The organism is Paenibacillus allorhizosphaerae (assembly GCF_042659105.1).
GTDB lineage: Bacteria > Bacillota > Bacilli > Paenibacillales > NBRC-103111 > Paenibacillus_G > Paenibacillus_G allorhizosphaerae.
The window spans coordinates 20473-42519 of record NZ_JBHSRV010000014.1 but is presented as its reverse complement, the minus strand read 5'-3'; the positions used below and the strand labels follow the sequence as shown (position 1 = coordinate 42519).

23 protein-coding genes and 1 riboswitch are annotated in these 22047 nt (G+C 55.6%); of the genes, 5 read left to right on the top strand and 18 right to left on the bottom strand.

The window, feature by feature from the left end:
• Window positions 1–100: 100 nt before the first annotated feature.
• From ACFQI7_RS30795 to ACFQI7_RS30780, 4 genes are all read right to left on the bottom strand, one after another.
• Complete coding sequence (locus ACFQI7_RS30795; RefSeq protein ID WP_218101638.1) at window positions 101–718, bottom strand: histidine phosphatase family protein; 618 nt, start codon at window positions 716–718, stop codon at window positions 101–103.
• A gap of 556 nt (window positions 719–1274) precedes the next feature.
• The gene (locus ACFQI7_RS30790; RefSeq protein WP_218101639.1) at window positions 1275–2543 is read right to left on the bottom strand and encodes a class I SAM-dependent methyltransferase; all 1269 of its coding nucleotides are present in this window, start codon (window positions 2541–2543) and stop codon (window positions 1275–1277) included.
• A 24-nt stretch (window positions 2544–2567) separates the two neighbouring features.
• Complete coding sequence (locus ACFQI7_RS30785) at window positions 2568–3764, bottom strand: PQQ-dependent sugar dehydrogenase (RefSeq protein ID WP_230415428.1); 1197 nt, start codon at window positions 3762–3764, stop codon at window positions 2568–2570.
• Between the two features lie 57 nt (window positions 3765–3821).
• Window positions 3822–3983: a hypothetical protein gene (locus tag ACFQI7_RS30780; RefSeq protein WP_218101640.1), complete on the bottom strand. Its 162-nt coding sequence runs from the start codon at window positions 3981–3983 to the stop codon at window positions 3822–3824.
• 178 nt (window positions 3984–4161) lie between these two features.
• On the opposite strand from ACFQI7_RS30780, the gene ACFQI7_RS30775 reads away from it, so the two are divergent.
• The gene (locus ACFQI7_RS30775) at window positions 4162–4281 is read left to right on the top strand and encodes a hypothetical protein (protein ID WP_218101641.1); all 120 of its coding nucleotides are present in this window, start codon (window positions 4162–4164) and stop codon (window positions 4279–4281) included.
• Between the two features lie 64 nt (window positions 4282–4345).
• Here the strand turns inward: ACFQI7_RS30775 and ACFQI7_RS30770 are convergent, their stop codons facing one another.
• The 8 genes from ACFQI7_RS30770 to ACFQI7_RS30735 all read right to left on the bottom strand — a co-directional run bounded on the left by ACFQI7_RS30770 (window position 4346) and on the right by ACFQI7_RS30735 (window position 12433).
• Window positions 4346–4786 carry a Dps family protein gene (locus ACFQI7_RS30770; protein ID WP_218101642.1) on the bottom strand — a complete coding sequence of 147 codons (441 nt, stop codon included), beginning with the start codon at window positions 4784–4786 and terminating at the stop codon, window positions 4346–4348.
• A gap of 257 nt (window positions 4787–5043) precedes the next feature.
• Complete coding sequence (locus ACFQI7_RS30765) at window positions 5044–7368, bottom strand: PAS domain S-box protein (RefSeq protein ID WP_218101643.1); 2325 nt, start codon at window positions 7366–7368, stop codon at window positions 5044–5046.
• Between the two features lie 144 nt (window positions 7369–7512).
• The gene (locus tag ACFQI7_RS30760; protein ID WP_218101644.1) at window positions 7513–8286 is read right to left on the bottom strand and encodes a sporulation protein; all 774 of its coding nucleotides are present in this window, start codon (window positions 8284–8286) and stop codon (window positions 7513–7515) included.
• A 92-nt stretch (window positions 8287–8378) separates the two neighbouring features.
• Complete coding sequence (locus ACFQI7_RS30755) at window positions 8379–9020, bottom strand: serine/threonine protein kinase (RefSeq protein ID WP_218101645.1); 642 nt, start codon at window positions 9018–9020, stop codon at window positions 8379–8381.
• Window positions 9010–9888 carry an SMP-30/gluconolactonase/LRE family protein gene (locus ACFQI7_RS30750; protein ID WP_218101646.1) on the bottom strand — a complete coding sequence of 293 codons (879 nt, stop codon included), beginning with the start codon at window positions 9886–9888 and terminating at the stop codon, window positions 9010–9012. The genes ACFQI7_RS30755 and ACFQI7_RS30750 overlap by 11 nt, the downstream gene beginning before the upstream one ends.
• 179 nt (window positions 9889–10067) lie before the next feature.
• The gene (locus ACFQI7_RS30745) at window positions 10068–10343 is read right to left on the bottom strand and encodes a hypothetical protein (RefSeq protein WP_218101684.1); all 276 of its coding nucleotides are present in this window, start codon (window positions 10341–10343) and stop codon (window positions 10068–10070) included.
• A 124-nt stretch (window positions 10344–10467) separates the two neighbouring features.
• Entirely contained in the window at window positions 10468–11442 is a 975-nt protein-coding gene (locus tag ACFQI7_RS30740) for a C40 family peptidase (RefSeq protein ID WP_218101647.1), read from the bottom strand.
• A gap of 142 nt (window positions 11443–11584) precedes the next feature.
• Complete coding sequence (locus tag ACFQI7_RS30735; RefSeq protein ID WP_218101648.1) at window positions 11585–12433, bottom strand: DUF72 domain-containing protein; 849 nt, start codon at window positions 12431–12433, stop codon at window positions 11585–11587.
• Between the two features lie 159 nt (window positions 12434–12592).
• On the opposite strand from ACFQI7_RS30735, the gene ACFQI7_RS30730 reads away from it, so the two are divergent.
• On the top strand, window positions 12593–13483 hold the full coding sequence (locus ACFQI7_RS30730) for an EcsC family protein (RefSeq protein ID WP_218101649.1): 891 nt from the start codon (window positions 12593–12595) through the stop codon (window positions 13481–13483).
• Window positions 13484–13535: 52 nt separating this feature from the next.
• On the opposite strand, the gene ACFQI7_RS30725 is transcribed toward ACFQI7_RS30730, so the two are convergent.
• Window positions 13536–13955 (bottom strand): hypothetical protein, encoded by a 420-nt coding sequence (locus ACFQI7_RS30725; protein ID WP_218101650.1) that lies wholly within the window; start codon window positions 13953–13955, stop codon window positions 13536–13538.
• A 227-nt stretch (window positions 13956–14182) separates the two neighbouring features.
• Here ACFQI7_RS30725 and ACFQI7_RS30720 point away from each other — a divergent pair, with 227 nt between their 5' ends.
• Window positions 14183–14506 (top strand): hypothetical protein, encoded by a 324-nt coding sequence (locus ACFQI7_RS30720; RefSeq protein ID WP_218101651.1) that lies wholly within the window; start codon window positions 14183–14185, stop codon window positions 14504–14506.
• Between the two features lie 82 nt (window positions 14507–14588).
• Here the strand turns inward: ACFQI7_RS30720 and ACFQI7_RS30715 are convergent, their stop codons facing one another.
• Window positions 14589–15176 (bottom strand): hypothetical protein, encoded by a 588-nt coding sequence (locus tag ACFQI7_RS30715; RefSeq protein ID WP_218101652.1) that lies wholly within the window; start codon window positions 15174–15176, stop codon window positions 14589–14591.
• 309 nt (window positions 15177–15485) lie between these two features.
• Here ACFQI7_RS30715 and ACFQI7_RS30710 point away from each other — a divergent pair, with 309 nt between their 5' ends.
• The gene (locus ACFQI7_RS30710) at window positions 15486–17162 is read left to right on the top strand and encodes a glutamine--tRNA ligase/YqeY domain fusion protein (protein ID WP_218101685.1); all 1677 of its coding nucleotides are present in this window, start codon (window positions 15486–15488) and stop codon (window positions 17160–17162) included.
• A 315-nt stretch (window positions 17163–17477) separates the two neighbouring features.
• The gene (locus tag ACFQI7_RS30705; protein ID WP_218101653.1) at window positions 17478–18254 is read left to right on the top strand and encodes a DODA-type extradiol aromatic ring-opening family dioxygenase; all 777 of its coding nucleotides are present in this window, start codon (window positions 17478–17480) and stop codon (window positions 18252–18254) included.
• 27 nt (window positions 18255–18281) lie between these two features.
• Here ACFQI7_RS30705 and ACFQI7_RS30700 read toward each other — a convergent pair whose 3' ends face one another.
• From ACFQI7_RS30700 to ACFQI7_RS30685, 4 genes are all read right to left on the bottom strand, one after another.
• Window positions 18282–18566 (bottom strand): hypothetical protein, encoded by a 285-nt coding sequence (locus ACFQI7_RS30700; protein ID WP_218101654.1) that lies wholly within the window; start codon window positions 18564–18566, stop codon window positions 18282–18284.
• 94 nt (window positions 18567–18660) lie between these two features.
• Window positions 18661–19242, bottom strand: coding sequence for a TetR/AcrR family transcriptional regulator (locus ACFQI7_RS30695; RefSeq protein WP_218101655.1), 582 nt, complete (start codon window positions 19240–19242; stop codon window positions 18661–18663).
• Complete coding sequence (locus tag ACFQI7_RS30690; RefSeq protein WP_218101656.1) at window positions 19220–19963, bottom strand: MBL fold metallo-hydrolase; 744 nt, start codon at window positions 19961–19963, stop codon at window positions 19220–19222. Before ACFQI7_RS30690 ends, ACFQI7_RS30695 begins: the two co-directional genes overlap by 23 nt.
• Window positions 19964–20049: 86 nt before the next feature.
• Complete coding sequence (locus ACFQI7_RS30685) at window positions 20050–21498, bottom strand: NAD(P)/FAD-dependent oxidoreductase (RefSeq protein ID WP_218101657.1); 1449 nt, start codon at window positions 21496–21498, stop codon at window positions 20050–20052.
• A gap of 70 nt (window positions 21499–21568) precedes the next feature.
• Window positions 21569–21669, bottom strand: a riboswitch (purine riboswitch).
• Between the last annotated feature and the right edge of the window lie 378 nt (window positions 21670–22047).

Sequence of the window (22047 nt, the reverse complement as noted above, 5' to 3'; positions counted from 1 at the left end):
AAGCAGTTGCCTCAAATGACAAAGGCCGCCGATCCAAGCCATCGGCGACCTCTTGCAAAAACTTCTTTATTTGAAAATATGTTGAGTCTTCACGCAACGGTCATGCTTTCGCGCCCGTGCGGTCGGCACCGGAAGGTTCGGCAGGCTCAAGATGCCGGACGCAGTCATACAGCGTATATTCCCAGCGATCTCCTTTATGAGCGATCGTCGTAACTGAAGTATTCTTCAAATGATTGCCGGTCGATTCGTCTTGCATTAATGCCTTTAACGTTTGTCCGAGGAAAAACCCGTGCGTGACCACCAGCACCTTCCGTCCGGCGTACCGGACAGCCGTATCGTTGATGAAGTCCAGCCCTCGCGCGCGAATCGATTCGATGCTCTCCTGGCCCAATTCAAGATCTTTCCAGTTCGGACCCCATCTAGCGATCCGTTCCGATTCGATCGTATTTTCCACTTGTCCCCGGTCCATCTCGCGAAGTCTGACGTCGAACGCCGTAATGGGCATCCCCAAAGCCTTAGAAATGATATCCGCCGTCTGGCGGGCGCGAAGCAGATCGCTGGAGATGAACACATCCCAGCTTTCTTCTGCAATCCGTTTGGCAATGGCCTCAGCCTGCTGGAAACCCGTTTCGTTAAGCGAGTTGTTCAGGTGGCCTTGGGCCCGATTTTCCAGGTTATGATCTGTATTTCCGTGCCTTACAAATGTAATCGTAGTCATCCGGCAAAGCCTCCTTTATTTTTTTGCTCCTATGAAGCGAGAGCCGTTGATTCGAACTTCCGAGGCCTCGCTTACGGACTCGTGATGTCTGACGGCCATTTCGCATCTTGCGAATATTCGAATCTTCGCAAGATGCTCTTCTGCGGAATAAGCATAGAAATACCGTCTATAAACAAGCGGGGCCGGCTCCTACTCGCATAGGGGCGGCCCCGCGTCCGCTACTCTAATGATATTTACAGCTTTTATTGTATAAAGAACCATGCGTTCTTGAACATGCAGTAATGCTTCATCGGCATATAAATTATTTCAATTTCAACCCCCGGGCACTGCCTGCTGCAGAAAAAACAAAAGAAGCCTCCTGCTTCGCGAGGCTGATTGTATCCCGGTTATGAAACGGTCTCCTTCGAAAGCTTACCAGTCCTGCAAACTCGAGTGAACTGATGCGCACGCGCATTGGCCTCGCTGCCGAGTGTTCCGCCAAGCATGCAATAAAGCGGGAATCCGGGCTTCCCGCCCTTTAGATTCCCGCCTTGCCTCATCGCTTTCCGTATTGCCACTACGCTTTCTCTAAGCCCGCCTTCTCCAGTTCAGGCGCAAGCGCCCGTTCCAAATAAGGCTTGGCCTGCAAAAGATCGCGAAACGCCTCATAGCCTCGCACGAGCCGGTTCCGTTCGTCCGCCGGCAGCGGCTTCGGACTTTTGACTGCGCGAATGAGCAAGTTTTTCGGCGTATGCTCCAGATCGATAAATTCCAGCATCTGCGTCTTGTACCCGACGATGTCAAGCAGCTTCGCCCGAATCGCGTCGGTGGCCAGCGCCGAGAAGCGCTCCTTCAATATCCCGTGCTGCAGCAGCGGTCCGAGCACGTCGCTTTCCACTTGACGGAACAGCTCGTGCTGGCAGCAGGGTACCGATAAAATAACGGAAGCGCCCCAACGCACCGCCTTCTCCAATGCGGCATCGGTAGCCGTATCGCAGGCGTGCAGCGTCACGACCATATCGACCTGCCGAAGCTCGTCATACTTCGCGATGTCTCCGACGAGAAACCGCAGGTCGCCATAACCGAACTTGGCGGACAGTGCGCTGCAATGCCGGATGACGTCTTCCTTCAGATCGAGGCCGACGACGCGAATATCGAGCCCGCGCACTTCTTTGAGATAGTGGTACATCGCGAACGTCAAATACGATTTGCCGCAGCCGAAGTCGATAATGTTGAGCGTCCTTCCTTGCGGAAGATGCGGTACGACATCGGCGATCATCTCCACGAAACGGTTGATCTGGCGAAATTTGTCGTATTTTTTCGCCAGCACTTTACCCTCTGCGTTCATGATGCCGAGTTCAACGAGAAAAGGCACCGGTTCGCCCTCTTCAAGGACGTAATTTTTTTTCCGGTTATGCTCCAGCGGCTGAGCGGCAGCGGACGATTTGGTCGCCTGCTTCTTCAGAATGCCGACCTTGCCTTTTTTGGAGACGAGCACCTGGTAATCCGCTTCGCCCGTCTGCAGCAGTGCTTGCCGAAACTGTTCGGACATGAGCGAAATCAGCCTCGCGGCCGCCTCCTCCGGAAGCGCATTGTCGTGCAGCACCTTCGGTCCGCAAAAGGAGCTGAACTGATAGTGGAGGATCCCCTTCAGCTCCACCGGTTTGACCGTCACTTTCGTGCAGCCGTTCGGATCGCTCTGGCGCACTTGGCTAAGCGTCGCCTGGATGAGCGAACGCTCTTCGCGCAAAATTCGTCCCGCTAAAGCGGCAAGCTCGCCATCTTGTTGTTCCTGCCCGGGTTGCCGTTCCGGCGAGACGGACGGCTGCTCTTTACGTTCTGACATAACGAAACTCCCCAATTCCTGTCTTTATTTAAACATCGGCTTCAGCCGAATAATCTTATCGTCGTCCGCCGCAGGCGTCCCCCGGCCGTCCCGGTTGTTGGTCAGCACATAGATCGACCCGTCCGGCCCCTCTACGACGTCGCGGATGCGGCCGAGTTCGTTTTTGAGCAGAGGCTCCACGGCATGCACGCCCGCGCCGTCTTCCGTCAGCACGATTCGCAGCACTTGCGTGCCTCGCAAATTGGCGGCCAGCAAGCTGCCCTTCCACGGTCCTTTGGTCACAAAGGTGATGCCCGACGGCGCCCAGGTGACGTCTTTGCTGTGGACGATCGGCCGCTTCAGCGGGCCGGGGCCTTTCTTCGCGGCGTCGGCCGGCTTGACCTGCGTTTCATCGCCTTGAATGAGCGGCCAGCCGTAGTTGGCGCCGGGCTCGATCAGGTTGATTTCGTCATGGGCCGTCTGCCCGTGCTCCGAGCTGTACAGCTTCTTCGTCTCGGGATGCCATGCAAGCCCCTGCGGATTGCGGTGACCCAGACTGTATACCGGCGATCCCGGGAACGGGTTGTCCTGCGGGATGGAGCCGTCCGGTTTGATGCGGAAAATTTTTCCTGCCAGCTTCGAGACGTCCTGCGCTACCGAAGGCGCGCTCGCATCGCCGTTAGTGAAGTAGAGCATGCCGTCGGGACCGAACTTGACGCGCCCGCCGTCATGGATTTGTGCGGCCGGCAGCTTGTCGAGCAGCACTTTATCCAGCTTGGCCTTGCCGCCGCTTTCCACGAGCCGGACGATGCGGTTATACGGCTGACTGCCTTCCGTATAGCTGTGGTACACATAAATATAATGATTCTGCGAGAAGCTCGGGTCCAGCGTAAAGCCGAGCAGACCGGCCTCCCCTTTCTTGAAGAGCCCGTCGTCAAAGCGAAACACCGGATCAGCCGCCAGCTTCCCCTGCTGGATCACGCGCAGCGCTCCGCCCCGTTCGGTGAAAAAGATGCGCCCGTCCGGCGCAAAATCGATCTCCCACGGCACCTGCAGCCCCGTCGCCACAATCTCGCGCTCGTAAGGGAACGCCGCGTTCACGCCCGGCTTTTCCGCCGGGGCCGGGGCGGCGGGCGCCTCCTTCCCGACAGCAGGCTGCTGCTTCGGCGCCGCTTCGCAGCCCCCGAACCAGAGTAAGCTCATTAAGCTAAGAATCATTCCGATGGGTTTGGTTAATACCATGACCGGGTCTCCTCCGTTCCTTTTTATCCCATTATACCCGGATTCGGCTAGGCGAAATCAAGCGCGGGCGAAGGGACGCTCCCCTACGCTGCTTGTCCGTCCGCCGGAACCGCTTAAGCAAGCTTTTGTCGATGCAGGCCGGCATCGTCCCACCAATCCCGCAAAGACGCCCGTTTCCTTCTCTCTCCCCGCAAAATGATCCAGCTCGATTAGCTTCACCGGTCACTCTGCTTCAACGCTACCGTCATCACGCTTTCCGTAAACATATCCCCAATCATTCTTTTATGTAAAGTATACTATCGAAATATTCCGGGGTATAGGTCGTTTTATACTTCGGTGCCCTGTTGCATGGGACGATCTACTGCACTTGAGTAATTTTTAAGTATGCCGGCATTCCATGCTTCTGCAAGCGGCAGGCCGTTCCGATCGGATCGATGCTTTGATCGATCGGATGCGTCCGTACGGAATCAAATCGCTGATGCGTTCCGGTACTCTCGCCATGAACCATGAAGATTAGCCGATGATCGTCTTAAACGAAAAAAGCACGGCGACAGAACAACTCCTGCCGCCGTGCTTTCTTGTTATTTGCCCAAAAACGACTCCAGCATCCACACGTGCTTCTCCAGACTGCTGTGGATCGCAAGCAGCATATCGCCGGTCGTTTCGTCGCCTGCTTCTTCCGCAACCGCCATGCCTTCCTTCAGCTCGCCGATGATCGTTCCGAAATCGTTCGCGATAGCGCGCACCATTTGCTCGGCGTTCTCGCTGCCGGACGCTTCGTGCAAGGTCGTCTTTTCCAGCACCTCGCTCATCGTCGCCACCGGATTGCCCTTCAGCGCGAGCAACCGCTCCGCAAGCTCGTCCACATGCAGTGCCGCTTCATTATAGAGCTCTTCGAACTTCGCATGCAGCGTGAAAAACTGCTGCCCCTTCACGTACCAATGATAGTTGTGGAGCTTGATGAACAGCAGGCTCCAGTTGGCGATTTGGGTGTTCAGCACTTCCGTTATGCTCTTAGACATGGATTCATCCTCCTCGTTCTTCCGGACCATTACCTATCTTTTGCAAAAACGGAAGTCTTCATGTGTGCAAAATAGAAATTTGCTCGTTGCGACAATAGCAGACAAAACGTGAAACGAATCGTGTTTTTCCACGTGGAACAATTTGTCGAGAAAAAGCGGTAAACGGCTGAGCCCCGCACAATCAATCTCACTACGCAGGCTGCGCGATGCTGCTTCACGAACGGGTGCCCCGCCGCTTATCGCTTAGGTAACCGTGCTCACTTCCCGGCGGAGAAACGAACATTAAAGACGGTTCCCTCCGGCCCGGTCTGCCATGTCAGCCTCGCTTGATGGCGGGAGGCGATGCTGAAGCAGACGGCAAGCCCGAGCCCGGTCCCCTGTTCTTTCGTCGTGAAGAATGGGGTGCCGAGCTTGTCCTGCACTTCCGGCTCCATTCCCGCACCTTCATCGCTAATCTCAAGCACGACCTCCGTTCCGTCCCAGGAAGTCGCGATGCCGAGACTGCCTCCGGCCTCCATTGCTTCCAGCCCGTTCAAAGCCAAATTCAAGATCATTTGCCGAATTTCTTTCTCATCCAGCTCCAGCTCCGGGCAAGGCTTCAAATCGAGCTTGAGCGACTTGCCGGACAAAATCGCTTCCGCCTGAATCAGCGGATGGATCGCTTCGATGATCTCATTCAAATGATTTCGTTTCCGATCGGTCGTCTTGTTTTTGGCTAGCGCCAAAAATTCGGTTATGATGCCGTTGGCCCGGTTCAGCTCCTCGACCATGACATCGATAATCTCCTCCGGCGGCGTGCTCTTGTTCGTTCGCATGAGCTGCAGAAAACCTCTGACGGTCGTCATCGGGTTGCGGATTTCATGCGCAATGCCTGCGGCCATCTCGCCGATCATATGAAGCCGGTCCAATCGGGCGATTTCCCGCTCCAATTCAACCCGATCGGTAATGTCGGTAATGACTGTAAGTACGCAAGGATCCTCTGGGGATTCGATAATTTCTGTGGACATCAGGCCGGTGCGCACTTCCCCCGAGCAGGTCACGTACGATATTTTCACATCCGTAACGGCGTCCCCGAAGCCGTACGGCACCAGATGCAGCCCATGCTCCGACGGCTCTACCGTAATTTTCAAATCGGCTTTGCCGCTCAGCAGTTGTTTGAACGAATAGCCGCTGTGGCGAAGCCAGCTTTCGTTGGCATCGAGGTACGACTGATCGGCGAGCGATTGGATGGCCATCAGGCTCGGGCTTGCTTTGAATATTTTATAGAACCGCTCCTGGGAATCGCGCATCCGTTTCTCCATTTGCCGGCGTTCGGTCGTGTCCTGTATATAGAGCGTTACCCCTTGCGGCCAAGGAAACACTCTGGCCTCGATCCAGCTGTTCGTAACGAGCGAATAAAATTCTTCCTGCACCGATGTTTGCTCCCGAATCGCTTTGCTGATCAAGGCATAACAGTATTCTTTCTCCAGCGGAATAAAATGGAGCATCGACTTCCCGAGCGCTTCTTTCAGCGATACGCCGAGCCGCTTTTCCCCCGACCCGTTCATGTAAAGTACGTTCCATTCGAAATCGAGGGCGTAAAATGCATCCGTAATGCTCTCGACTATGCAGTTAATCCGATCGTAAGAGGTTTGCAGCTCTTCGGAAATGCGGGATCGTTCCAGCATCTCCCGGCTCAGCTGCATATTTGCTTCGCGCAGTTCTTGCGTCCGCTTCTCTACCGCGCGCTCCAGCCGCATGTACTGCAGCTTGCGCTCCGTAATATCGTGTACGGCGCAAACGTAGATCGACTGCTCTCCGATACAAGCGACGCCGATCTGCAGCTCGGCGGGAAAGATGCTGAGATCCCGGCGCACGGCCGCCTTCTCGGTCGTAACGCCAATGTCCGATTCGTCGATGCCGGCCGTTCCTTTGCCGAACAGCGGCTCCGTATCGGGAAGCAGCCGCCATACGGGCAGCCCGCTCAGCTCTTCCGGCTTAAATCCGAACATCCGCTCTACCGCAGGATTGGCCGCAAGTATGGAGCCTCGATGATCCACAGTCAGGAACGAATTGACGGCGGTTTCTCCGATCACGCGGGCCATCGCTTCCGCCCGGCGCAGCTCCTGCGTCGTCAGCAGCAGCTGCCGGTGCGCCTTCTCCAGTTCCTCCGTGCGCTGGCTGATCAGCTCCTTCTGCTCCTCAAGCTGCATACGATCCAAATACATCTTCACGAATTGCTCCACTTTATGTTGCAGCGCTGCTGGCTGCAGCGGCTTAAATATAAAATCGATCGCGCCGGCTTCGTAACCGCGCAAAATATGTTCCGGGGCATGGCTTAGCGCCGTGACGAAGATAACGGGAATTTGCCGGGACCGTTCCCTGGATTTGATCATTTGGACCGTCTCAAAACCGTTCAAACCCGGCATCTGCACATCCATCAGAATGAGCGCAAACTCCTCCTGAAGAACGCAGCGGAGCGCTTCTTCCCCCGATCCGGCTGTCACGATCCGGTATTCCGGCGACTGCAGGGTGGAAGACATCGCGAGCAAATTTTCCGGCCGATCATCAACGATCAGTACGTTCACTTGCTTCTGGGGCATAGCGAAAACTCTCCTATTAAGGTAATTATGTTGTCGCATCTCGGTCGCATCTTATGTTATTTCGATCATATGCCATTTGATTCCTGCCGCTGGTAAAATGAAAAACAAGCCCTTTAGCGAACACGGGCTTGTTTGGAAGCGATTTTAGCTATAGTTGGAAATCAATTGTTTCAGGTTCCTTGCCACAACAGAGGGGCCGCGCCGAAGTTCATCCCCCGGAATCGCCACCCGGACGAAGCTTTCGTCCATGCCGGCCGCTTCAGAGAACAAGCCGCGAATTCCGCGTGCTCTGCGGTCAATTTGCAAATACAGCTCCAGCTCGTCGCCCCTCAAAAAAAAGACGACTTCAAGCTCGTCAAGCGCGCCGCGAAAATGCGTCGTCGGTACGAATTCGAATTCTTGGATGAAGGGCAGCTTTCCGCCGATACGAGGCGCGTAATCATTCGTCACTTCCCGCAACCGGAAACCGAGCTCATCCAGGGCGTCGAGTATGACTTGCATGTGGGGATGCGGAAGGATATCGACATAATCCCTGTCCGTCGGGTCGACGGCCATCTTAATATCAAGGCCGGTCTCAAGCCAAACCGCACTATTCCGCAGCGAGACCGGCGTATACTCAGGTACCGTGAAGGCAAACGGAATCTCCGTCCGTTCCCCCGCGGCGAGCAGAAATTCGTCGGTTATCCGGAATTTGGCCACATCGGCCACGACCGTCACTTTGCGGTCGTTTTCTTCCTTGACGTAGCTTGTTTTGATGTATAAATAAATGCTGTCGATCTGCTGCTCCAATTGCCCGCCTTGAATGTGCACCACGCCGCGCAGCTCTTCGCCTACCGCTATCTGTCCGGATTCCAGCTGCGTATCCACCTTGGCGGATCCTACGCCAACGCTGGCAAGCACTTTTTTAAAGAACGACACGAATCAACGCCTCCCGAAATATTGGTATTCAGTCTTGGTTCTGCGGTACATTACGCAGCAAGCGGGAATTCGGTTTCGGTGTCCGGGCCGTCCTATCTTTTCTTGAAGAAACGATAGCCTTTGCGAATCGCATTGAGCATGAAATCCGGCACGGGCAAGCGGCGCAGCGGCGGGATGTAGAGCAGCCGGTATGCTTTCTTCAAGTCGTCCCACATCGTACAGCGATCCGGCTTCAGGAAATCGGAGACGTCAACAACGATGCCACGCCCATCCTTCAACATGACATTTTTGCCGTGCACATCGTGCGGGTTCAACCCTTTCGAGGCGGCATACGCGAGCGCGTCGTCGATATCCTCGATCACTTGACGCGGAATCGGAATTCCCCGGCGGATACAGTCGTACAGCGTAATACCGCTCAGCCGGCGGAGCACCAAATACCGTAGGCCGTAATGCAGGCATTCGGAATAGGCCGGATGCCGGCCAAGCCGCCTATATACTTCCGCCTCTTCTTCGAGGCCGGGGCGCCCCGGCGCGTATACTTTCACGACGCGATCCGGGTATTCCGCATGAGCCAGGACGGCCGCATAATTGCCTGCGCCGATCAAACGCCACGGTTTAGGTATCTTTTTCACAACGACGGGCTCGTGAGGGTCCTCGCTTACCACCAGCAGCTTGCCGAGCAGGTTCCGTTCGATTTCGTCGATCAACTGCTGAAGTTCAACGTTATCCCCCATAAAAGCAAGTCGGCCTTCCTTTCACGCCCGGCTTTACTCGGAACAATCCGCCTGCATGCGGCTGCTCCGCCAGTTCCTGCTCACTCAGGCCGGTTCGGGCCGTTGTGATATACAGCTCATCGTAATTCGAGCCGCCGAAAGTGCAGGACGTAGCGCGTGCCGCAGGGACGCGAATCGAGTCGATTTTGACGCCGGACGCCGGGTCCCATCTCGATACTTGCCAACCGTCCCACTGAGCAATCCAGATCATGCCTTCCTCATCGACGGTCATCCCGTCCGGCAAGCCCTCCCCTTCGGGTATCGTAACGACCGTCCTAGGACGGTCGATTGCTCCGGTCTCGGGCGAGTAATCGTAAGCCGTGACCCGGCGGGTCGGCGAGTCGATATAATACATCGTACGTCCGTCCGGGCTCCAGGCGAGTCCGTTCGACGTTGTAATCCCGTCCGCCGCCATGCGCAGCGTGCCGTCCGGCTCCAGACAGTAGAGCGCGCCTGAAGGCGAATTCTCCTCCATATGCATCGTACCGGCCCAAAAACGACCGGCTTCATCGCATTTGCCGTCGTTAAACCGATTGCCCGGCTTGCCGCTTTCCGGGTCGATCAGCTTCGTGAGCCGCTGCGTCTCCAGGTCGAGCGTATGAAACCCGTTCTCCAGCGCAAGCACGAGCCCCCCTCGCACTCTCGGTACGGCTGCGCCGACACGCTGAGCAAGCTGGATCGTCCGGTTGGTCCCCCGCGCCGGATCGTACCAATGCACCCGTTTTCCCAATATATCGACCCATACCAATTGGGCACTTCGATGATCCCAGGCCGGTCCCTCGCCTAACTCGGCCTTCCCATCCCAGACAAGCTCCAGCTTCCGCACCACACATCCAACCTCCTCGTTCTTGAAACGCTTCGTCCCCTATAATCCATATAATCCCATTGTATCATACAGAGATGCGCTAGGCACACGCTTCCATGATAGGGGAGATCATGTTTTTCCATCACTATATAAAAAGAGACCCGCAGCATGTCGTCGATGCGCCGGTCTCTTTCGTGGTGGAGCTATTGTTCGTCCGAAGGAGTAAGTCCTTGCAGGGCCGCCTTGTCTTCTTCCAGCGCTTCCGCCGCTTGATGCACCGCCTCCTCATTCTCGCTGGAGCCGGCTTGATCGATCGCCCGTTCCGCGCGTTCCACCGCCGTATTCGCCTGCTCGATCAGCTGGCTCGAAGGGTGGGTTTGCGCTTGCGTTACGGCGTTATGGGCGGTTTCCACCGAGTTTTGCGCCTGGGAAATCGGATTTTGCGATTGAAGGCTGGAATCATACTCATACCGAGGCATCATAAGTCCTCCTTTCCACATACAGGGTCGCTGTTAATGTGGGAAAAAGCGAACCTTTTTATGCGGCTGTCGGATGAAAGACCCTGTCGAACGCTCCGGTAATGCCGGCATTACGAATCCATCATTAAGAAGAGATGACGCGTTTGGCGGAAACGATGCGCCCCTTCCAGTTGGCATCGAGCTCGGTGACCGTCACGCCGATCCCGACGCGAAACGTATGCAGCACCTTGTTATCGCCCAAATAAACGGCGACGTGCCCGATACGCTGCAGCCCCTTTTCATTTTTGCGCTGCGGCGTCGTAAAGAACAGCAGGTCGCCCTTGCGTACATCCGCGACTTTTACCTCTAGGCCGGTCTGGCTTTGCTGCCGCGAATCACGCGGGAGCGTAACTCCGTTCTGTGCAAATATGTACCTTGTAAACGACGAGCAGTCGAACGTGTCGGTTTGCTTCGAAGAAGCGCCGAACTCGTAGGGTGTACCCAAATACTTCAGCCCGGTGGCTATGGCATCGTCCGCCTTGCGCTCCCAAGCCGGACGATCCGCCTTGAACCGGTAGTCCGTCGCCGCAGCGGCGATATAGCCGCTGCGTCCGTTCACGGTAACGGCAAGCCAGTCCCGGCTCGCTTCCGACGTGACGTTCAGCTTCGTACCGGCGGCCAGCGTCTCGAGCACCGGTGCACTTTGATCCGCCTTCGCCAGCATAACGGCGGATGTCTTCATTTCGGCTGCGCCGGGCGAGTAATCGATTTTCGAGGGAGTCGGCATATCCGACGCAGGGTCGTCGCTGCGAGCCGGATCGAGAATCGTAGCCGTTTTCGTTGCGTCATCCCAACCGACCTCGTATCCGAGCGTCTCCGCTACGAGCCGAACGGGAATGTAGGTCGTTCCTTTATAATTCATGCTGCCGGGAAGCTGTTCCGTCCCGTCGTGGTAACCGTCTGCCGAGGAAAATTGTTTGCCTCCCGCCTTCCATTGAAATGGCGCCAGATCGGTCGTCACCTGCTGCAATTTGCCTGAAGCGAGGGATATGCCCGAGCCGAGCCCTCCCGCAAATACAACAAGCCCGAGCGCCGAATAGAGCAGTGACTTTCTTGCCATGATGCCGCCTCCCGAATGAGATGTTTGTCTCTACAATGTTCGGCGGCGCATGGCCGTTTGACGGGAGCGGAGGTACGAGACCAGTCATCCAATTTTTTACACCTTCTCGAAAGGGCCCGCTCCTTGATTCGCAGGCCGATCGCTACTCAAACAAGTCGAGCTGCTTCGGTGCAAACGCCTGCGTCGGCATGCCGAGCTGCTTCATCAGCTCGGTCGCGTTCGCGGCCGCATCCCCGCCGGAGTTATTGTTGAATACGATGCAAACTTCCCGCGTGCTCTCCAGCAGTTTCTCTGCATTCCGCTTCCACTCCAGCAGTTCCTCCGCGCTGTAGCGGTACAAATACCGTACCTCGCGCCAGTTCGGTCCGCCGCCTTGATTCCAGCCGGACGCGTTGCGGCCGTGCATGCGGACCATCGTAACGTTGGAATCGGTCGTCTCGAGCACCGTCGGCACCGACCCGATGCCCGCCTGCGGCTCGTCGCAGACGCTGTGAATCCACCCTTCCTTGCGCATGAACGCAAGCGTCTTGTCCCGCATCTCCCCGGCAAACCAGCTCTGATGGCGGAACTCCAGGGCAACGGGCACATCCCCCATCAGTTCCTTCGCCTCGCGAATCAGCGCCACGTTCTCCCGTGTACAATCGAACCAGGGCGGGTACTGGAACAAAACCGCCTTCAGCTTGCCCGCTTCCCGTACCGGGACGATCGATTCGCGAAACGCAGCGAACATCGCCTCTGTGCTCTCGAACGGGTTTTTCCCTCGCAAATGCCCGGTTATCCCTTGGTATGCTTTGACGATAAAGCCGAACTGGGCCGGTGTGTCGCTCACCCAACGCTCGAACTGGGCGGCCGCTTGAATCGCATAGAACGAGCTGTCGACTTCGACGATGGAGAAGTAACGGCTGTATACTTTTAACTTGTCGCGGGCGGGGAGTCCTTTCTCGTACAGATCGTCATGGTCTCCCCAGCCGGCCAATCCGATTCGGATCATAAGCCACCCCTTATAACGGCGATTCTTTTTACAAATAGTATAACGATTGCCGTTAAAGTTTGACAAACCGCTGAATCCATCAGCCCCAAACGACCGGCCTGCGAACGCATCCTTCCTTCGCCTGCTTCGTATGATATGTTCAAAAGGAGAGGAAACGCCATGTCTGAGCCAACGAACCATGACCCGGTCGCCACGGAGACCCGGGAGGAGCTGCAGCGAGCGCTCCATGAAATCGAAGCGTGGGAAGCAAGCCAGAAAGACTTGTGGTTCTGGGAAAAGCTCGGCAGACTGCCGTTCATGCTGCTGGACCGGTTGACGCCGAGGTTCGTGCAGGAAAAAATCGGCCAGGCGCTCGATGAGGTCGGAAGCTACGTGCAAACGGGAGGCCAATATTTGCTGTCGGAAAAAAGCGTGCTGCACCGCCTGGAGGAGCAGTTGAACGGCGCCGGACCATACGCCGGGACTCGCCTTCTAGCATTGGAGGAAGTGCCGACCCTCCCGCTGTCTGTGATGGACCGGACGGCCGATGCGCTTGCCCAGCATCGCTCCAATCTGGCAGCCGCGCAGGGCGCGACAACCGGAATCGGCGGCCTCTTTACGCTCGCGGTCGATATTCCCGCGGTCCTCGGCCTGTCGCTGAAGGTCATCCAGGAGATGGCGCTAATCTATGGGTATGACCCGAACCAGAAGCGCGAACGCATATTCACGGTCAAATGCCTGCAGTTCGCTTCCTCCGATATCGTCGGAAAGAAAGCGATCCTGGTCGAGCTTGCCGACTTCGACAACGAGCTCCGTCACAAGGAAGTCGTCTCCCAGCTGCAGGGCTGGCGGGAAGTCGTCAATGCGTACCGGGACAACTTCGGCTGGAAGAAGCTGTTTCAGCTCGTCCCGATTGCCGGCATGGTATTCGGCGCCGTCATCAATCGCAGCACGCTGCAGGATGTGGCCGAAGCCTCGAAGATGCTGTATCGCAAGAGGCGCGTAAAGGAGCGTTTATGTAGCGCCCCTTCGGGAGAGTCTGCGCCGCAAGAGCACAGCAAGGAAAAGTAAACGGCAGCCGGGACGCAATCCGGCTGCCGTTCTCAACGATTCGATTCGATTATCACATGGAAGCGAGCCAGTGGCTCACCGCATCCCGTACCGCCTCAGCGACCCTGCTAACCGCCGCGGTCAGTCGATCCAACCCGGCGCTCAAATCGTTCAGCAGTCCGTTCTGCTCGCGTATCACATCCGTCTGCTCATGAATCGCGGAGCGGATTCCTCCGATTTCTCCCGCCAACATAAGCAGTCCGGCACCCATCACTCCGATAGCGATGACCGCAACGATCAGCCACAGCCACCCTTGGCTGTGCCATGGCTTGCCGCGGCGCGGCTCCGTTTCGGCCGGCAGCGGCGCGTAAGGCTGCGGACGATAACCATCCCGCGGCGGCAGCGGCATCTCGCTCTCAAACGGCCACCTTGTCGTCATGTCCCTTTCTTTTTCCTGTTCAGGCCGTACAGGACGATTCGTGTCTTGATTCATCTTCACCACTCCTCTGATCCTTTCGTAATGAAGCAGGAATGCCATATACGGTTCGTAAGCATCGATCCCTTTTCAGGGCGGAGCGCTTACAACATCGTCCGTTATCGGATATCCTGATTCAACGCGGCAGCAGGCGGGTAATGAGTCCATAAGACAGCGTTCCTGCTCTCTATTACCCAATAAGGGACTTCCGGCAACACACATTTTTAAAAAAGGCGGTGTTATCCATGGAAGGCTTACTGCTCTTGTTGGTCGTTGTGGCCGTCGTTTATTGGATGTATCGGCGCAATGCGAATTGGAGAACCGTCCTCGCCAGATCCGGCGAAGACGCGCGCGAGCTCGAAGCGAAATACGCTTACCTTCAGTCGAATCAGGTCAAATGCCGATTAAAATCGGACAGCGACGCAAGTCTCGGCGCGGTTCAACCTGCCGCTGCGGCGGATTGGAACCGAGTCGAGCGGAAGAAGCTGCAGGTCCATTCCAAAGATCTGGAGCGCGCGGAAGAATTGCTGCAGTTGTATGAAGAGGAACAGCCGTCGTCGATTATATAAATGCGAATCGAATCATTTGACCCTTGCGGGATAGAGGCTTCTTGCCTTGGCCCCGCAAGGGTCTTTGTTTTCGCCACGCAGCTTAGCCTGAAATCTCTCTAAAAAACTGGTTGTAAAATACGAACGGGCTTGCCGCATATTTGAATCCAATTTTAAACCCGGAGCTTGAGATCGTAACGGAACGAAGCGCGGACGTCGTCACGAGGTTGCGTACGACCCGGTTCAGCATTGCCGTATTGTTCGTGCGAATCAAGCGGACGATCCGCGCGGCAAAGACGCGGTCGAACGCCATTTTCCGATACAACGGCAAAACGGCGCGGGCGATCATCCGATGTACGCGCGTGTTAAAATAAAATTGCGTCGTTCCCGGGCGAAGCGAAGTGCCGTTCGTATATATTCCGATTGGAGCAGGTGCGGAGAAATCGACGAAATACCCGATGCCGTTCGTACTGAACGATCCAACGCCAGGGCTGGGCACGACGATCCCCGCTTCCTGCAGCAATCGCAGCAGCTTCGTAAGGTTGGCGCGCCGGACGCCGACCGTCCATGCCGCCGCATACTTCCGATTCGAGGCGATACGGCGGTAGAACGGGATCATTCGAGCCGCCACGCGCTGCAGCACCCGGACGGGTACGAATCGATCCGACGGCGCACGTTTGTCCTTTTTCATAGACTATCCCTCCCTTCACGCATCCTTTCACAGCTTATGCCGATTTATGGCGAACGTGTGGAGCAGAGAGTCGTCCCGCACGAACTCGTACTTAAAGCGATTCCGAAAAGCTTTTCTTGCATGCATGAATTTGATAAGATTAGACTTAAAAAAATTATGGCGTTACGTCTTGCCGCCGTGATCCTTCTATGGCGATCAATCGCCCCGGGAACGGCGGAAAGCTATTATAAATGCGCTTGATTTGGTGTATTATAGTTACTATATAAATTTTGGAAAGCCGAGAGCTTGCCCGTGAGAAAGGTTGATATGATGGAAACGACGAAGCCGGCACCTGCATCATCCACGAATTATATTAAAACAATCATTGCGGAAGATCTGAAGACGGGCAAAACGCAGGAGGTCGTTACGCGCTTCCCCCCGGAGCCGAACGGCTACCTCCATATCGGTCATGCCAAATCGATCTGCCTTAACTTCGAGCTGGCCGACGAGTTCAAAGGGCGAACGCATTTGCGCTTCGACGATACGAACCCGCTCAAGGAAGATACGGAGTATGTAAAATCGATTAAAGAGGACGTTCAGTGGCTTGGCTTCGAATGGGACAAGCTGTTTTTCGCTTCCGATTATTTCGGGGAAATGTATGACCGGGCGGTTGTTTTGATAAAAAAAGGAAAAGCTTTCGTATGCGACCTGACGGCGGAACAAATCCGTGAGACACGCGGCACCTTGACGCAGCCGGGTCAAAACAGTCCATACCGGGATCGGAGCGTGGAAGAAAACTTCGATCTGTTCGAGCGGATGCGCGCGGGCGAATTCAAGGACGGCGAGAAGGTGCTTCGGGCCAAAATCGATATGGCGTCGCCGAACATCAATATGCGCGATCCGGTCATTTACCGGATTGCGCACGCCCATCACCATAACACCGGCGACAAATGGTGCATTTACCCGATGTACGATTTCGCTCATCCGCTCGAGGATGCGATCGAGGGCGTGACCCATTCGATCTGTACGATGGAGTTTGCCGACCATCGCCCGCTGTACGATTGGGTCATTGAAGAATGCGAAATGGAATGCGTGCCGCACCAATACGAATTCGGCCGGCTGAACCTCACGAATACGGTGATGAGCAAACGGCTGTTGAAGCAGCTCGTGGAGGAGAAAGTCGTGGACGGCTGGGACGACCCGCGGATGCCGACTATCTCCGGCTTGCGGCGCAAAGGCTATACGCCGGAAGCGATCCGCGATTTCATTCGCGAAACCGGCGTTGTGAAGACGAACAACAGTATTGTCGAAGAAAAAATGCTGGAGCATTTCATTCGTGAAGACTTGAAGCTGAAGGCGCTGCGGACGATGGCGGTGCTGAACCCGCTGAAGGTGGTCATCACCAACTACCCGGAAGGGCAAACGGAGCTGCTCGACGCCGAGAACAATCCGGAGAACGAGTCGATGGGCCACCGGCAAATTCCGTTCTCGCGGGAAATCTATATCGAGCGGGACGACTTCATGGAAGAGCCGGTCAAAGGCTACTTCCGCCTGTTCCCCGGCAATGAAGTGCGGCTGAAGAATGCTTATTTCATCAAATGCGAGGAAGTCGTAAAAGACGCGGACGGCAACGTGACGGAGCTGCGCTGCACGTATGATCCGGAGACGAAAAGCGGCAGCGGCTTTACCGGCCGGAAAGTGAAAGGGACCATTCACTGGGTCGAGGCAATGCAAGCGCGTCCGGCGGAATTCCGCCTGTACGAGGCGCTCATCCTGGATGAAGATATGGCGGAAGGCCTATCGTTCCTGGACAACATTAACCCGAATTCGCTCGAAACGCTGCAAGGCTTCGTGGAAAGCAACATGTCCGAAGCCAAAGGGCAAGATAAATTCCAGTTTTTCCGCCATGGCTATTTCAACGTCGACCCGAAGCAAACGACGGCGGAGAAGCTCGTCTTCAACCGCATCGTATCGCTCAAAAGCTCGTTTGACGCGAAAGGCAAGTAAACAATCCATGAGCAAGCCCGCTTCCCGGCGCAGGGAGGCGGGCTTTTTCGCCGCGCATTCCGGGACGCGCTTCCTGGCTCGCCCGCCGCGTGTGTTTGCGTTAGATGTGCGGCAGCTCAGCAAGGAAGCCATATGACGATACGTTTTGCAGTCCTGCCTTGCAATCATGTCAGGCGACTGTATTACAAGACAATGACAGCCTTGCAATCATGCTTTGACTTCGGCCCCAACTTCAATTATAATTTATAGCAACTTACTTTTTTAAAGTTTGATAATATTGCTTATACTATCGATATACACGAAGGAGGCAACGTTATGGGATCGTCTTTTTTTATCGCTCACGGCAGTCCGATGCTGGCTATTCAAGATAATGTTTACACGCAGGAGCTGCGCCGGCTGGGAGAAAAGCTCGGCAAGCCGGAAGCGGTGGTCGTGTTTTCCGCGCATTGGGTAAGTCCCCGGCAAACCGTAACGTATACGGAGGGAACGCTGGAGACGATTTACGATTTCGGAGGTTTTCCGCAGGAGCTGTTCGAGGTGGTTTATCCGGCCAAAGGTTCCGTTCCGGTGGCCAAACAAATATTGGAGCTGTTTCAATCGCACGGTATAGAGGCCGGTGTCAGCCAAACCCGCGGTCTTGATCATGGGGCATGGGTCATTCTGAAGCACATGTTCCCGGAGGCGGACATTCCGGTGATCAATCTCTCGGTCAACCCCGCTCTCCCGCCGGAAAAGCAATATGCGATTGGCGAAGCGCTTGCGGCGCTCAAGGAACGCAACATCGTCGTGATCGGCAGCGGCTCTACGATCCACAATTTCCGCTATATGAACTTTCATGCCGAAAATCAGGAGGACGCGTGGGCCAAGGAATTCGACGACTGGCTCATCGCGTGCATAAAAGCTTGGGATACGAAAGCTTTGTTCGATTACAAGCGTCTGGCTCCTTATGGAGCACAAGCTACACCCGACTACGAGCATTTTTTACCGGTCTTTATCGCGATGGGCAGCGGAGCAGCATCGAAAGACGCCGCGCTAATCCACCAAAGCTATCAATACGGCTCCCTCAGCCACGTCATCGTCGAATTTCGCTGAGTTTGTCCGGTAGCGGCAAGGCCCGTGTTACTCGATCCATAGGGCGGCATACACGAAGAAGACGGCAAACAGCGCGGCGAAGGAAACGCCGGCCAACACGGCAAATACAACGCCTCTGATCGTTAGAAGCTCGCGGAGCGTATCAGGAAACGAGCGGAGCGTCCGGAACGGGGCTTCTCCGCTTATTTCGCTCAAACTTCTGCGCAAAAACGCCTCCGCCTCCTGCTCTTCGCAATGCTGCAGCCGTTCCCATATTTCGGCGTGCAATGAACGAATCGTTGCAATGTGTTCACTGTCTTTCAGCATCGTCAAAAGAATGCCCCCCATCATGCATAAGAGTAGCTTGGATTAAAGCCATTATATACAAATATGGGGCATATTGGAATATAAAGAAAGGCCGCCGGATTTATTGCATCCCGGCGGCTTCTTTTGTTTTCAACCCTCTTAAATACGTAGTCAACATGTGATGCAATGTAACATCCCGTTCAAGCTCCATCCGGAACCCATTTTTCCCTTCTAACGAGGCGAAGCCGTGTACCATGCTGCGAATGCTCCTTACCGTATGCAGCGCTTCCTCCGGTTCAAGCCGGTACACTTCAAGTACGCGCAGCACCGTATTCACAACCGTCGACGATACCTTCTGAATATCCGGGTCCGACATATCGGGCGCACCTAACGTTGCCTCGTATAATCCCGGATGCTGCCGCACAAAAGCGACGTAGGCGGTTCCGACGGCGAGCACGGCATCGTCTCCCGATTTGCCCAGCACGCCATGGGTTAGCGCTTCATTGAGCTGTTCGATGCCATGCAGCGCAAGCTCCCTTCGCAAGCCGGGCAGCCCTTGGATATGGTTGTATAAGGAAGGCGTCTTCACATTCAGCCTTCCGGCGAGCGACGCGAGCGTGACCTGTTCCAGACCGACCTCATCGGCTAATTCGGCGGCCGTCTTCACTACGCTCTGTCGATCAAGACCTTGCCGAGCGGCCATGGGACTCCCTCGCTTTCATCAATGCGTTCTCGGCTTCCCGGATCGCCCTGGCGATCGTCTCGGCCGGCTCAACGATCATCTTGCCGTGACCGACCGCGAGCAGCGCCGGCTGCAGATGCTGCAGCTTGCGGGCGGATTCGAGCGCCTGCGCCGCGCTCCATGTAGCGAATGCCGGAAAAGGAAAGCGCCACTGCATTTTCCCGGATACGGCGACGCCTCCGCGCGTTTGCAGCGCATCGCCTGCAATCAGCGCGCCGCTGCGTTCATCGAGAAACGCCATCGATCCCGGCGTATGCCCGGGAACAGCGATAGCCTTGAGCGAACCGATACGGTCGCCGTCCTCCAGCAGCACATCGGGCTTCGTGCGAACCGATTTCGGGACGCCGCCCTTAATCGGGGTGTCCGGTTCTTCCGGCTCCAGACGGACATCGCCGCCCAGCAGCTTGGCGTCGCGCCGTGAGATGTACACCTGAACGTTCGGCAGCGCCTCCTTCAAGGCGTCAAGCGCCCCCACATGATCATCATGGGCATGAGTCAGCACGATGCGCGTCAGCGGCTTGCCGATCTGCGCCGCGGCCATCATAATGCCTTTGATGCTGAAAGGAAGCGCCGCATCGATCAGCGTCAGCTCCTCGGCCTCCTCCACCAAATAGCAGTTGACCGGGAACAACCGCGGCATAAAAGCAAGCTGGTAAACCGAACCTTGTTTGGTAATACGCATGAAAACATCGCCTCCGTTAAAACTAATTATATTAGTATAATAACTAATGTTATTAGTTTTTACAAGAGGTTTGAAAAAAAAAAATTTTACGCTTCGCCGCTCAAGCGTTTGCTTGCAATGTCTCTGGCGATCCAGACGCCCGCCGCGCCTGCCTGCGCCAGCCCGCGCGTCACCCCCGCGCCGTCGCCGCCGCAATACAGCCCGGCGATTTCCGTCTCCAGCCGCTCGCTCAGCTTCGGCCGCGCGGAATAAAATTTCGCCTCTACGCCGTAAAACAGCGTGTGTTCCGAAGCAATACCCGGTGTTACTTTATCGAGCGCTTCCACCATTTCGATCAAGCTTTTCATCGTATTATAAGGTAATACCAACCCCAAATCGCCCGGCACCGCTTCTTTCAAAGTCGGCTCGAGGAAGCCTTCTTTGATCCGCGCTTCGGTCGAGCGCCGGCCGCGGATAATATCGCCGTACTTTTGCACGATGACGCCGCCGTTCGATAAATCGTTGGCGCGTTCGCATATTTCCCTCGCATATTCGTTCGGCTTATCGAACGGCTCGGTGAACCGGTGCGATACGAGCAGCGCGAAGTTCGTGTTGGTTGAACCGAGCGCCGGGTCTTTGTATGCATGACCGTTCGCGGCCATCACGCCGCTGTGATTTTCAACGACGACGTGTCCGGACGGATTGCTGCAAAACGTCCGTACCCGCGTACCGACCGAAGTATTGAAGATGAACTTGCCTTCGTACAAATGTTCATTGATTTCGCGCATGACGACATCGGACGTTTCCACCCGGACGCCGACATCGACCTGATTGTTGTACATTTTGAGCCGCCGTTTGCGCAGCACGTCTGTCAGCCATGCCGATCCGTCGCGTCCCGGGGCGACCACAACATAGTCCGCCTCGATCTCCTCTCCGCTCCGCAGCGCGATCCCCTTAACCTGGTGGCCCTCCTTCGTCTTCACCGTGAGCAGGTCGGCCACTTCCGTCTTGAACTGCATATCGATCCGCTGTTTTAAGTAAGCGTTGATCGATTTCAAGATTTCCAGGTTTTGCTCCGTTCCGAGATGCCGCACCTGCGCGCGAAGAAGCTTCAGCCCCGCGGCATATGCCCTCTGTTCGATCGATTGCACCGTCGACGTGGTCGGATCGGTCACGGTATCGGTGGCCCCGTGCTCCAAATTAATGGCATCCACGTAGCGAATCAGCTCCATGACTTTGGAGGGGGACAAGTAATCCGTCAGCCACCCGCCGAACTCCGTCGTAATGTTGAATTTGCCGTCGCTGTACGCTCCCGCGCCCCCGAACCCTGCCGTGATCGAACAGGCCGGCAAGCATCCGGCAAACTCTTTCTTCCCGGCCGGCGGCGGGCACAGCTTGATCTTTTCTTCCAAGATCGGACAGCGGCGGTGATCGATATCATGTCCTTTGTCTATAAGCAGCACCTGCAGCTGCGGTGCCTTTAACGTCATTTCATAGGCGGCGAAGATGCCCGCCGGTCCTGCTCCTACAATAATCACATCATAGCGTTTTTTCATTTGTGTCACGGCCTCCCGTTAGTCTCAATGAATGGGCGCAATGCAAAAAATTCCCGGCTGTCCGAGGGTGCGGAAAATCCACACCCTTCGTAGCCAGGAATTTATCGGTTCCTTGTAGAAACCCTTGACCCGTATCGTCAAGGATATACGAATGGTAGCTATCATACAATCTATTGTAAACTTCAAACCCTCCGTCTAACCTTGAAGAGGGTTTCTGCAGCCAAAGAAATCATAAACGTTTTCAAAGACAATGTCAACGATTTAGTGTTTAATGTTCGTCATTTCAAACGCTTGTACGCAATAATAACGTTTTCATTACACGTATTATCCATAAACACGAACATTACTCCTGCGGAACGCCGACGCCTCCTTAACCATATCGGGTTCGAACGCGATTTTCTCGGCCGCTGGTCCGAATTTTATAACCGGGGTTTCCCTATCCGCCCATTTTGACTGCACGATCGAAAAGGCGCCGCTGCCGGGCCATGTTTTACTCCTTCTTCATAATCGTGTAGGATGGGTACGTACACTTTGATTTTGGGAACCATA

Coding starts and splice junctions, on each gene's coding strand:
- ACFQI7_RS30795 (WP_218101638.1), bottom strand. CDS start 718: ATGACTACGATTACATTTGTAAGGCACGGAAATACAGATCATAACCTG.
- ACFQI7_RS30790 (WP_218101639.1), bottom strand. CDS start 2,543: ATGTCAGAACGTAAAGAGCAGCCGTCCGTCTCGCCGGAACGGCAACCC.
- ACFQI7_RS30785 (WP_230415428.1), bottom strand. CDS start 3,764: ATGGTATTAACCAAACCCATCGGAATGATTCTTAGCTTAATGAGCTTA.
- ACFQI7_RS30775 (WP_218101641.1), top strand. CDS start 4,162: ATGCTTCTGCAAGCGGCAGGCCGTTCCGATCGGATCGATGCTTTGATC.
- ACFQI7_RS30770 (WP_218101642.1), bottom strand. CDS start 4,786: ATGTCTAAGAGCATAACGGAAGTGCTGAACACCCAAATCGCCAACTGG.
- ACFQI7_RS30765 (WP_218101643.1), bottom strand. CDS start 7,368: ATGCCCCAGAAGCAAGTGAACGTACTGATCGTTGATGATCGGCCGGAA.
- ACFQI7_RS30755 (WP_218101645.1), bottom strand. CDS start 9,020: ATGGGGGATAACGTTGAACTTCAGCAGTTGATCGACGAAATCGAACGG.
- ACFQI7_RS30745 (WP_218101684.1), bottom strand. CDS start 10,343: ATGCCTCGGTATGAGTATGATTCCAGCCTTCAATCGCAAAATCCGATT.
- ACFQI7_RS30740 (WP_218101647.1), bottom strand. CDS start 11,442: ATGGCAAGAAAGTCACTGCTCTATTCGGCGCTCGGGCTTGTTGTATTT.
- ACFQI7_RS30735 (WP_218101648.1), bottom strand. CDS start 12,433: ATGATCCGAATCGGATTGGCCGGCTGGGGAGACCATGACGATCTGTAC.
- ACFQI7_RS30730 (WP_218101649.1), top strand. CDS start 12,593: ATGTCTGAGCCAACGAACCATGACCCGGTCGCCACGGAGACCCGGGAG.
- ACFQI7_RS30725 (WP_218101650.1), bottom strand. CDS start 13,955: ATGAATCAAGACACGAATCGTCCTGTACGGCCTGAACAGGAAAAAGAA.
- ACFQI7_RS30720 (WP_218101651.1), top strand. CDS start 14,183: ATGGAAGGCTTACTGCTCTTGTTGGTCGTTGTGGCCGTCGTTTATTGG.
- ACFQI7_RS30715 (WP_218101652.1), bottom strand. CDS start 15,176: ATGAAAAAGGACAAACGTGCGCCGTCGGATCGATTCGTACCCGTCCGG.
- ACFQI7_RS30710 (WP_218101685.1), top strand. CDS start 15,486: ATGGAAACGACGAAGCCGGCACCTGCATCATCCACGAATTATATTAAA.
- ACFQI7_RS30705 (WP_218101653.1), top strand. CDS start 17,478: ATGGGATCGTCTTTTTTTATCGCTCACGGCAGTCCGATGCTGGCTATT.
- ACFQI7_RS30695 (WP_218101655.1), bottom strand. CDS start 19,242: ATGGCCGCTCGGCAAGGTCTTGATCGACAGAGCGTAGTGAAGACGGCC.
- ACFQI7_RS30690 (WP_218101656.1), bottom strand. CDS start 19,963: ATGCGTATTACCAAACAAGGTTCGGTTTACCAGCTTGCTTTTATGCCG.
- ACFQI7_RS30685 (WP_218101657.1), bottom strand. CDS start 21,498: ATGAAAAAACGCTATGATGTGATTATTGTAGGAGCAGGACCGGCGGGC.